The organism is Terriglobales bacterium, assembly GCA_035457425.1.
GTDB lineage: Bacteria > Acidobacteriota > Terriglobia > Terriglobales > Acidobacteriaceae > JACPNR01.
The window spans coordinates 1-10,428 of sequence record DATIBR010000092.1 but is presented as its reverse complement, the minus strand read 5'-3'; the positions used below and the strand labels follow the sequence as shown (position 1 = coordinate 10,428).

Below are 10,428 nucleotides of genomic sequence, written 5' to 3'. Positions count from 1 at the left end.
CCTTCGCATCCACCTTGCCCTGGTTGACGCTGGCGTCGGTGTTGGCGCTGGACGAGTGGCTGCCGTTGACGTCGAGCGAACGGTCGCCCTTCTTCACGTCGGCCTTGCCGGCGGCGCTGGACTGCGTGTTGGCCGAGGCGTTGGCGGAAGGCATCGGCTTCTCGGCCGACTTCTCCGCCTTCTTCTCGGACTTCTTGGCTTCCTGCTTGGCCTTCGCCTGGGACTTCTGCGCGGTCTTGCTGGAAGCGTCGGCGGCGCCTTCGGCCTTCGCCGAAGCATCGGTCGCGGTCTGGCCGGCGACGTCGGTGGCCTGGCCCGCGACGCCGGTCGTGGACTGCGCGGTCGAGCTGACGGTCGAATCAGCCTGGCCGGTCACGCCGGAGAGCTGGCCGTCGGCGTTCAGCGTGCCGCTGGCGGTGGAGTCCACGGTCGAGCCGAGGTTGCCGCCCTGGCCGTTGAGCCCGACGTTGCTGGTGGAGCCGAGCGTGCTGTTGACGGTGCTGCCCGCGGTCTTCGCGGCGCCGTTCACCGTGCCGCCCACCGTGCCACCAAGGTTGACCTGAGCCGAAGCCGGCAGCGCGACGAGCGCCAGCGCGGCGATTGTGAGAACAAACAGTTTCATCACCTTCATGATCCGATTCCCTTTCCCCCGGTCCAGAACGCGAGTGGGAGCTGCGTTCGTTACGAAGCGGCCGGGATACGGGGGTGAGAAAAGCAGCCGGAATGCCAGCAGGAGCTCTGGTGTAAGTGGTTGCTGGAATGGAGGTTGTGGGATTTAACCGTTCAGTTAGGAAGGAAGAAATTACAGTAATCCGGTAGTAGGTACATAGTAGTGCTACTTTCAGAAACGAGGCAGGTCCCTCGACTCGGGCGCGTAGAGGTTCGCCGCGCCCTCGCTCGGGATAACCTCCGTACGGAGAGGGTTAGCGGTTGCCGAAGTTGTCGTCGTCCATGTTGATGGTGCCGGGATTGGGCGGGGCGCCGTCGAAGAAGACGACGGACTGGACGCCGGTGACCTCGATGCGCTTGCGGCACTGGATGTTCTTGCACATGACGAGATCGTCTTTGCGGACCATGTAGGAGCGGGCCTTGGCAAACTTGGCGCGGTCGTTCTCGTCGGCGCGCGGGGGGAGCTGCTTCTTCTTGGTGCGGACGAGCCAGGCGAGCTCGTACTCGGCGGACTTGCGACACTTCGGGCAGTGCAGCGTGGCGGGCTTTTTCTGCTCGCGCTCGTCGTAGAACTCGCGTTCGTCAAGGGCCATAGTAGGTCGTCGGCCGTCGGTCGTTGGTCGTCGGCCGCAACGATTATTGCATAATGCGCGGAGCGGCGGCGGAGGGCGGGTGGCAAAGAAGCGCAAGAAGAAACTGACGGCGGCGAAGCTGGTGAAGGCAGCGGCGCGGGAGCACGTCGGGATGCCGCCGCCGACGCGGCGCACGCCGGATCCGAAGAAGAAGCGGGCGGCGCGCGAGAAGCACAAGCCGACGCTGGGCAAGCTCATGTCGGAAGAATGAGGTCGGTTGCGCTCGGGCTCACGCCCTCGCGCGCGAAGTGTCGCCGGCTGAAGCCGGCTGCGAAAATCTTAGCAACCGTTTCCCAGGCCTCGCGGCCCGGGCTCGAACAAATGTCGCCCTTCGGGCTCCGGAGTTCGCCAAGCCAGCCGGCCAGGAGGCCAGCGCTCCGACGGAGCGGAAAATCTCTGGCCAACGCCGCGCTCGCGGGCGAATAATGGCGGCCTCCCCAGCATTCTCGAGGTGATGGCATGAGATCGCGCATAGCCCTGGGGCTCGCTTGCCTACTTTCCTTCTCTTGCGCGCTGGCGCAGACAAAACCGGCGGAGCGCGCTGTTTCCAGCCAGGAAGCCACGGCGGTGGTGCAGCAGGCGCTGGCCGACCAGCTGCGCATGACGGACCTGCTGGAGAAGTACAGCTACTCGAAGCACATCGTGTCGGAGAGCTTCACGATGAAGGACAAGCCGACCGGGCGCTACGAGCGTGTCTACAGCTACGCGCCGTGCGAAGGGCGGCAGTGCATCACGCTGGTCAGCGTGGAGAACCGTCCGCCAAAAGAAAAGGAACTGAAAGAGCACGAGAAAGAAATCAAGAAGCTGCGGGAGCAAGAGGCCAAGAAGACGCCCGCGGACAAGCAGAAGGAAGAAGACGAAGACCTGTTCCTGTCGAAGGACTTCCTGGCAGTGTTCGACTTCTCGGACGGCGGCAGCGACCTGTACAAGGGGACGGCGGTGCAGGTGGTGGCGTTCCAGCCGAAGGAGGAGAAGGTCGCGCTGGCGAACAAGGACAACAAGGTGCTGACGAAGATGGCGGGGCGGCTGTGGATCAGCGAGGTGGACCACCAGATCGTGGCGTCGGAGATGAAGATGATCAAGCCGATCAAGGTGTGGGGCGGGTTCGCGGGCGCGATCAACGCGATGACGGTGCAGCAGGAGTACGTGCGCGACCACGGGATGTACCTGCCGAAGAAGAGCGTGGTGGAGATGGAGATCCGCATCATGTTCTCGAAGGGCAAGCTGCGGCTGACCGAGGAGTACCTGGAACTGAAGGCGCCGGCGGCGCCGGCGGTCGCGGCGAAATAGGGAGCGAGTGCAACGAGCAGGCGCGCGGTCTCGTCCAACCGACATGACCCCCTCAGCAGCGGCGCGGGCGATGGCCCGCTTCGGCGGCGTGGTGCTGCTGGCGGCGCTGGTGTGCGGCGGGCGGGCGAGCGCCGCCGACAGCGCGCGCGTGAGCGGCGTGATCTTCACGATGGGCGCCGACCGGGTGCAGACGGTGTGGCCGAACGCGCGCGTCACGCTGAAGAACCTGGGCACGAAGGACGCGGTCGCGACGGTGTCGAGCGAGGTCGGGAGGTACAGCTTCACGGGCCTGCTGCCGGGCGAGTACGAGGTGAGCGTGAGCCTGGCGGGGTTCGACGCGGTGGTGAAGCGCGTGACGCTGGCCGAGGGCGCGGACGCGAAGCTGGACTTCGAGCTGGCGCTGCGGCGGGCGGAGTCGGTGACGGTGAGCGCGGAGCCGGAGAGCGTGGACACGACGTCGAGCTCGGGCAACACGCCGACGCTGACCGCGGAGGTGCTGAAGTCGGCGGTGAGCCTGGGCCAGGACTTCCAGCAGGTGCTGCCGATGCTGCCGGGGGTGGTGCGCGGGCTGGACGGCGAGATCCGCATCAAGGGCGGGCGGACGAACCAGACCAACACGCTGGTGAACAGCGCAGGCGTCACCGATCCGTACACCGGGCAGCCGGCGCTGCAGCTTCCCGTGGTGGCGGTGGAATCGGTGCGGGTGCTGTCGAACCCGTTCTCGGCGGAGTACGGGGAGTTCTCGAGCGGGGTGGTGGAGGTGCACACGCGCGGCGGGACGGACCAGTGGAAGTGGCTGCTGGAAGACCCGATCCCGCGGTTCCGCTGGGTGGACGGGTCGACGCACGGGATCGAGGACGCGTCGCCGCACGTGACGTTCGCGGGCCCGCTGAAACGCGGCAAGCTCTACCTGTTCCAGTCGCTGGCGTACCACTACGACGCGGTGAAGGTGTATTCGCTGCCGGATCCCGACAACGTGCGCGTGGTCGAGCGGGCGAACACGTACACGCAGATCGACTGGAACCTGAACGCGAACCACCTCTTCACGGCGGGGCTGACGACCGACCCGCAGGAGACGAAGTTCGCGAACATCGACAGCTTCAACCCGCAGCCGGTGACGGCGGACGCGGAGCAGCGCGGGTACTTCGTCTCGGCGGCGCACCGGTGGATCATGAAGTCGGGCGGCTTCCTGCACACGCTGTTCGCGGCCAAGCGGATGGACGCGCAGGTGTACCCGGCGCAGCCGGATCCGGCCGGCATGGTGTTGTTCCCGGAAGAGAACTTCGGCGGGTACTTCCACCGGCAGGACCGGCGGACGCGGCTCTACCAGTGGTCGCAGACGCTGCACACGCGTCCGCTGGAGGGCGCGGGGCGGCATCTGCTGACCCTGGGGTACTCGTACTCGCACGCGAACTATCGCGGGTGGATCGCGGACCAGGCGGTGCGCGTGCTGCGCGACGACCACGCGCTGAGCCGCACGATCGCGTACGGCGGGAGGCGGGCGGCGCGGGAAGCGACGCACGAGCTGGCGGTGTTCGCGCAGGACAGCTGGCAGGTGCATCCGCGATTCACGCTCGACCTGGGGCTGCGGCTGGAGCACGACAGCCTGTCGGTGGAGGCGATGAACGCGTCGCCGCGCGCAGGGTTCGTGTTCGCGCCGACGCGCGACAACCGGACGGCGATCCGCGGCGGCGTGGGCGTGTTCTTCGACAAGATCCCGCTCAACGTCGCCATCTTCCCGGAGATCCCGGAGCAGACCATCACGCGCTATGCGAATGACGGGGTGACGGTGGTGGACGGTCCCAACACCTTCCGGCACGTGATCGCAACGCGCGATGGCGGGCTGCGCGTGCCCTACAGCCTGGGGTGGAGCCTGCAGTTCGACCGCGAGCTGCGGCGCGGGCTGCTGCTGCGCCTGGGATATGAAGGGCGCGAGGGCTTCCGGGAGTTTTATGTCGACCCATTCCAGTCGCCGGCGACGGGGGCGGAGCTGCGGCTGTTCAACTCCGGGCGGCAGAGTTATCGCGAGTACCTGGTGCTGCTGCGGTGGAAGCCGGTGGAGCGCACGACGATGTACGGCAGCTACGTGCACGCGCGGGCGCGCGGCGAGCTGAACGAGTACAACCAGTTCTTCGGAGGCGTGCCGTCGCCGCTGGTCCGCGCAAACCAATACGGGCCGCTGGACGCCGACGCGCCGCACCGCGTGCTGCTGTGGGGGATCGTGGGATTGCCGTACAAGCTGGAGTTCGTCCCGGTGCTGGACGTGCACTCGGGCTTCCCGTTCTCGGCGCTGGACCGCGACTGGAACTACCTGGGGGAGCGCAACCGCGCGGGGCGGTTCCCGACGTTCGTCGGCGTGGACACGAAGATCCAGTATCCGTTCGACTTCAAGTTCAAGGACCGGCGGTTCCAGTTCCGCGCGGGAGTGAACGTGCTCAACGTGCTGAACCACTACAACCCGCGCGAGGTGCAGCAGTATTCGGCGTCGCCGAACTTCGGGACGTTCTACAACTCGGTGGGGCGGCGGTTCCGACTCGAAGGAGCGTTCGATTTCTAAACTGGTTTCCCGTTTCCGGTTTCCCGTTCGAGTTTCGAGTTTCGAGTTTCAAGAAAACCTCCTACAATCGCGCGCCATGTACTGCCGACGGCGCATCTTCGCTGTGCTGCTCGTACTCGCGACTTCCCTGCTCGCCTGGCCGCAACAGGAAGAGGACCAGGACGAGGCTCCGACGCAGGCGGAGCAGCGCGAGGTCATCCGGTCGTTCGACAGCCAGATCGAGCTGCGGCGCGACGGGTCGATGCGCGTGACCGAGACGATCCGGGTGCGGGCGCTCAACGAGCAGATCAACCACGGCATCTATCGCGACTTCCCGACCCACTACCGCGACCGCTGGGGCGAGCGCTACAACGTGAAGTTCGAGGTGGTGGGCGCGCGGCGCGACGGCCACCAGGAGGAGTGGCGCGCGGAAGGGCAGGACAACGGCGTGCGCGTGTACCTCGGGAACAAGGACGTGGTGGTGCCGGTGGGCGAGCACACCTACGAGATCACGTACGAGACGGACCGGCAGGCGGGCTTCTTCGCCGACCACGACGAGCTTTACTGGAACGCGACCGGCAACGGCTGGGTGTTCCCCATCGAGCAGGCGACAGCGGAGGTGACGCTGCCGAGCGGCGTGGCGCGGGGCGACATCCGGGTGGAGGCGTACACCGGGGCGCAGGGCGAGCAGGGGCGAGCGTACACCGCCGAGGTCGACGGCAACGGGGTGGCGCACTTCGCGACGACCGCGCCCCTGGAGTCCTACCAGGGCATGACCATCGATGTGATGTTCCCCAAGGGAGTGCTGGCGGAGCCGACGCGCGAGCAACGGATCCAGTGGTTCCTGGAGGACAACAAGCCGGCGCTGGCGGCGGTGATCGGGCTGCTGCTCACCTTGCTGTACCAGTTCCTGGCGTGGCGCGCTGTGGGCAAGGACCCGGAGCCGGGCACGATCGTGGTGCGCTACGAGCCGCCGGCAGACTTCTCACCCGCGGCGGTGCGCTACCTGCGGCGGATGAAGTACGACGACAAGTGCTTCGCGGCGCTGGTGGTGGACCTGGGCGTGAAACGCTTCCTGCGCATCGAGCAGGACTCGGACGGGGAGTTCACGCTGCACCGGGAGTCGAAGACGGCGCGCCAGGACCTGACGTTCGACGAAGACCGGCTGGCGCAGAACCTGCTGGGCTCGCGGGATGCGATCGTGCTCAAGCAGACGAACCACAGCGAGATCAAGAGCGCGATCGACGCGGTGAAGAAAGCGCTGGCGGCGAAGCTGGAGCAGACGTACTTCGTCAGCAACCGGAAGTACCTGTGGCCCAGCGTGGGACTGACGGTGCTGACGCTGCTCGCGGTGGTGGCGACGGCGCCGCTGGAGATGATGCCGGTGGCGCTGTTCATGACGGTGTGGCTCTCGGGTTGGAGCGTGGGCGTGACGGTGCTGACGCTGCGGGTGGCGGCGGCGTGGAAGGCGGCGTGGCACTCGAAGGGCTGGGGCAAGACGAGCTACTTCGGCGCGCTATTCATCACGGCGTTCGCCATCCCGTTCTTCCTGGGGGAGCTGTTCGGGCTGGGGATGTTCGCGCGCGCGACGTCGATCGTCGGGACGCTGGTGCTGGCGGCGCTGGGCGTAAGCAACTTCGTGTTCCACGAGCTGCTGAAGGCGCCGACGAGCGCGGGGCGGCAGTTGCTGGACCAGATCGACGGCTTCCGCGAGTTCATCGGAGCGACCGAGGACGTGGAGCGGAAGTATCCGCTGGAGCGCAGCCCGGCGACGTTCGAGAAGTTCCTGCCGTACGCGATGGCGATGGACCTGGAAGAGGTGTGGACGGCGAAGTTCGCTTCGGTGCTGGCAGCAGCGGCGGCGGCGGGCGCGGGGACCGCGGCGGCCTACTCGCCGGCGTGGATGAACCTCGCGGGCTCGAACTTCAGCAACCTGAGCTCGCTGGGCAGCGACTTGGGCGGGTCGCTCTCGAGCGCGATCTCGTCGTCGTCGACGGCGCCGGGGTCATCGTCGGGCGGAGGAGGCGGGGGCTCGTCGGGCGGTGGCGGAGGCGGCGGGGGCGGCGGCGGCTGGTAGATCTGCTGGCGGCCTGCGGCTGGCAGCTTGCCGCAGAGGATGGTCGCGAACCGCGGCCAGCCGCTCGCTGCGAGCCGCTAGCCGTTCCCTATACGGGCTCGATGGCGTGGAAGCGCTTGAGGTCCATGGTGACGGACTGGCCGGGGCGCGGCGAACTGTAGACGCTGGCGAAGCGCGCGTTCCAGACGACTTCGTCGGGGACGTAGGACGAGCGGCTGTGGACGCGCTCCGAGGAGGTCTCGTCGATGCCGGTGAGCAGGATGAGGAACTCGGCGCGATCGGCCTTCATCTGCTCCGGCGTCAGGCCCTTGAGCGGACTGCTGTCGTCGATGGGATGGACGATGGTCCAGGCCAGCGGGAAGAAGACGACGGAGGGCCGCTCGAGCGTGAGGGGATAGTACTGGCGCATGCGCACGCCGCTCTTCATCTCGAAGCGGCTGAAGATCACCTTGGCCTTGAGCTCGATGATCTGGCTGGTGCGCGCGTTCACCACGCGGAACATGAAGGCCTTCCCGTCCTGGTAGGGCGCGACCACGGAACGGGCGCTGTAAACGATCTGCGCCACCGGGCGCGAGAAGCGCGCGAACACCACGCCGGTGATCAGGGCGAGGCTGATGAGGGCGAAGATGACCTCGGCGGTCATGACGAGATTGGCGACCAGGCCGGTCACGACCAGGTTCCCGTAGCCGATGGTGGAAGCCGTCTCCACGCTGAAGAAGAAGGCGCGCGCGAAGGGACTCGCGACCCCGATGTCGCCCTGGAGAACGTTCGGCCCGCAAGCCAGGTAGGCCAGAGCGAAGAGCCCGTTGGCGATGGTGTAGTAGCCGATGACGAGGGTGAAGAAGCGCGGCCAGGTCATGGTGAGCAGCAGGTGGTAGAGGTTGAGCGTCTGCCAGAAGCCGATGCCCTCGCGCTCGACGTTGAAGGAGCCGTCGCGATTGAGCAGGCGCTGCTCGCTCGCGCGCGAGACGACCGCGCCAAAGCCAAGGTCGCGCTCGAGCTCTTCCGGCCGGATGGGGGCGGTGACCATGGGCAGTAGATGTTACGCGAGGTTGCTGGGATTCGCGCCCCCAGCGAACGAAGATCCTTCCCACCCGAGCAAAACCGGCCCGGTGGGGGACCCAGCTCCCTTCCCTTCAGCGGCCTACCATGCGCTGGAGTTCCTCGGGGTAGCGCTCGCCCTGCACCGGGATCTTGGCGACGGCAGTGTTGATGTCGCGCAGATCCTCGGGCGTGAGCTCGAGGGCAGCGGCGCCGATGTTCTCCTCGAGGCGATGCAGCTTGGTGGTGCCGGGAATGGGGACGATCCAGGGCTTCTGCGCCAGCAGCCATGCGAGCGCGATCTGGGCAGGCGTGGCGCTCTTCTTCGCGGCAATGCGCGCGAGCAGGTCGACGACTGACTGGTTCGCCTGGCGCGCTTCTGGAGTGAAGCGCGGCAGCTTACTGCGGAAGTCGGACGGAGCAAATCGCGTGTTCACGTCCATCTTGCCGGTGAGGAAGCCGCGGCCGAGCGGGCTGTAGGGGACGAATCCGATGCCGAGCTCTTCGGCGAGCGGGAGCACGTCTTTCTCGGGGTCACGGTACCAGAGGGAGTACTCGTACTGCAGCGCGGTCACGGGCTGGACGGCGTGGGCGCGGCGGATGGTCTCGACGCCGGCTTCGGAGAGCCCGAAGTGCTTCACCTTACCCTGCTGGATGAGATCCTTGACGGCGCCGGCGACGTCCTCGATGGGAACGTCGGGGTCGACGCGGTGCTGGTAAAGCAGGTCGATGGCTTCGACGCGCAGGCGCTGGAGGGAGGCTTCGGCGACCTGCCGGATGCGCTCCGGGCGGCTGTCGACGCCGGCTTGCTTGCCGTCCTCGATCTTGAAGCCGAACTTGGTGGCGATGACGACGCGGTCGCGGACCGGCGCGAGCGCTTCGCCGACGAGCTCCTCGTTGGTCCAGGGACCGTAGGCCTCGGCGGTGTCGAAGAAGGTGACGCCGAGGTCGACCGCTTTGCGGAGGAGTGAGACGGCGTCTTGCTTGCTGATGCCCTGGCCGTAGGAGAAGTTCAGGCCCATGCATCCGAAGCCGAGTGCGGAGACCTCAAGGGCGCTCTTGCCGAGTGTGCGCTTCTGCATGGTGTCCTTCTCGTCGTGGTCAGGGTGCGAGTACGTAGATGACCCAGGGCGCGACCGTGGTCTCGCTCACCCAGCGATAAGGTTCGTCGCCCTTCGCCAGGGGTTTGCAGGTAGCGACGACCGCGAGGCCGGCCTGCTGGTAGACGGTGCGATACGCCTCGTCGGGAAAGAGGATGTCTTCGGTCGGGAGGCGCTCTGGAAAATCCGTGGTCACGATGCGGACGACGTCGCCCGGCCCGGCATGGCGGTTCTCAGGAAAATCCCGGGTCGAGAACGAGGCCCACTCGTGCCAGTAGATCTCGGGAGCGGAGACGACGCTGAGGAGCCGGCCGGTGGGGCGCAGCAAGCGGCGCAGGTCGCGGAAGATGCGGGCCTTGGTCTCGGCGCCCGGGATGTTGTCGAAGGTGAACATCGAGAGGACGAGGTCGAAGCCGGCGTGCGGGAAGGCGCTGAAGTCGTCGCCGGGGATGAGGCGGTAGTCGCCGGCGGGGTCGAGCTGGCGCGCCTTGGCGACCATCGCGGGCGCGATGTCGACGCCGACGGTCTTCAGCCCGAGACCGGCGAGGAAGCGGGTGGAGCGGCCGGTGCCGCAGCCGAAGTCGAGGGCGTCCGAGCCGGTGACGTGCTCGCGGACGAGCTGCGGGATGTCGCGGTAGGCGAGATAGTAGGTGTTGGCGAATTCGAGACGCGCGTAGGCCTCGGCGTGAGCGGCGTCGGCGTAGGTGTTCCGGAACGTCATGGGCGCGTGCTGCGGTGGAACGAAACTTGGCGGAAGCGTGTCGGAGTCGAACCGACCAGCGACGTCAGAGACGCCGCTCGCTGGTTTTGAAGACCAGAAGGGTCACCGGACCCCATGCGCTTCCTTATTCCCAGGGTCGCCGCAACGCTACTCGGCTCGCCCTTCGTGCTCGCCTCGGCTGCGTCGCCCCTCGCGCTCCGCTCGCGCAGTCCGGCGCTCGCTTCGCGCTCACCCGTTCTCTTGTCAGGGTCGCGCCAACGCTACTCGGCTCGCCCTTCGTGCTCGCCTCGGCTGCGTCGCCCCTCGCGCTCCGCTCGCGCAGTCCGGCGCTCGCTTCGCGCTCACCCGTTCTCTTGTCAGGG

At 67.1% G+C, this 10,428-nt stretch carries 9 protein-coding genes and 1 tRNA gene; 4 read left to right on the top strand and 6 right to left on the bottom strand.

Going from position 1 to position 10,428, the window contains the following annotated elements; all coding sequences use genetic code 11:
• A partial coding sequence (locus VLA96_07095; protein HSE48957.1) for a hypothetical protein occupies positions 1–631 on the bottom strand: 631 nt, incomplete at its 3' end.
• A 292-nt stretch (positions 632–923) separates the two neighbouring features.
• Positions 924–1,262, bottom strand: a complete 339-nt coding sequence (locus VLA96_07090) for a hypothetical protein (protein HSE48956.1) — start codon at positions 1,260–1,262, stop codon at positions 924–926.
• 79 nt (positions 1,263–1,341) lie between these two features.
• Between VLA96_07090 and VLA96_07085 the strand changes: the two genes are divergently transcribed.
• The 4 genes from VLA96_07085 (at position 1,342) to VLA96_07070 (ending at position 7,204) form a co-directional block, all read left to right on the top strand.
• On the top strand, positions 1,342–1,512 hold the full coding sequence (locus VLA96_07085) for a hypothetical protein (GenBank protein HSE48955.1): 171 nt from the start codon (positions 1,342–1,344) through the stop codon (positions 1,510–1,512).
• Positions 1,513–1,760: 248 nt separating this feature from the next.
• The gene (locus tag VLA96_07080; GenBank protein ID HSE48954.1) at positions 1,761–2,591 is read left to right on the top strand and encodes a hypothetical protein; all 831 of its coding nucleotides are present in this window, start codon (positions 1,761–1,763) and stop codon (positions 2,589–2,591) included.
• A gap of 43 nt (positions 2,592–2,634) precedes the next feature.
• Positions 2,635–5,148: a TonB-dependent receptor gene (locus tag VLA96_07075; protein HSE48953.1), complete on the top strand. Its 2,514-nt coding sequence runs from the start codon at positions 2,635–2,637 to the stop codon at positions 5,146–5,148.
• Positions 5,149–5,224: 76 nt separating this feature from the next.
• A complete protein-coding gene (locus VLA96_07070) occupies positions 5,225–7,204 on the top strand; it encodes a DUF2207 domain-containing protein (GenBank protein HSE48952.1) in 1,980 nt (659 codons plus the stop codon).
• Between the two features lie 88 nt (positions 7,205–7,292).
• Here VLA96_07070 and VLA96_07065 read toward each other — a convergent pair whose 3' ends face one another.
• The 4 genes from VLA96_07065 to VLA96_07050 form a co-directional block, all read right to left on the bottom strand.
• Positions 7,293–8,234 carry a hypothetical protein gene (locus tag VLA96_07065; protein ID HSE48951.1) on the bottom strand — a complete coding sequence of 314 codons (942 nt, stop codon included), beginning with the start codon at positions 8,232–8,234 and terminating at the stop codon, positions 7,293–7,295.
• 106 nt (positions 8,235–8,340) lie between these two features.
• A complete protein-coding gene (locus tag VLA96_07060) occupies positions 8,341–9,327 on the bottom strand; it encodes an aldo/keto reductase (protein ID HSE48950.1) in 987 nt (328 codons plus the stop codon).
• Between the two features lie 19 nt (positions 9,328–9,346).
• The gene (locus tag VLA96_07055; GenBank protein HSE48949.1) at positions 9,347–10,066 is read right to left on the bottom strand and encodes a class I SAM-dependent methyltransferase; all 720 of its coding nucleotides are present in this window, start codon (positions 10,064–10,066) and stop codon (positions 9,347–9,349) included.
• A 27-nt stretch (positions 10,067–10,093) separates the two neighbouring features.
• A tRNA-Sec gene (locus tag VLA96_07050) sits at positions 10,094–10,190 on the bottom strand.
• Between the last annotated feature and the right edge of the window lie 238 nt (positions 10,191–10,428).

What these genes read in the sequence shown, in the direction of transcription:
- VLA96_07090 (HSE48956.1), bottom strand. Translation starts at nt 1,262, where the DNA reads ATGGCCCTTGACGAACGCGAGTTCTACGACGAGCGCGAGCAGAAAAAG.
- VLA96_07080 (HSE48954.1), top strand. Translation starts at nt 1,761, where the DNA reads ATGAGATCGCGCATAGCCCTGGGGCTCGCTTGCCTACTTTCCTTCTCT.
- VLA96_07075 (HSE48953.1), top strand. Translation starts at nt 2,635, where the DNA reads ATGACCCCCTCAGCAGCGGCGCGGGCGATGGCCCGCTTCGGCGGCGTG.
- VLA96_07070 (HSE48952.1), top strand. Translation starts at nt 5,225, where the DNA reads ATGTACTGCCGACGGCGCATCTTCGCTGTGCTGCTCGTACTCGCGACT.
- VLA96_07065 (HSE48951.1), bottom strand. Translation starts at nt 8,234, where the DNA reads ATGGTCACCGCCCCCATCCGGCCGGAAGAGCTCGAGCGCGACCTTGGC.
- VLA96_07060 (HSE48950.1), bottom strand. Translation starts at nt 9,327, where the DNA reads ATGCAGAAGCGCACACTCGGCAAGAGCGCCCTTGAGGTCTCCGCACTC.
- VLA96_07055 (HSE48949.1), bottom strand. Translation starts at nt 10,066, where the DNA reads ATGACGTTCCGGAACACCTACGCCGACGCCGCTCACGCCGAGGCCTAC.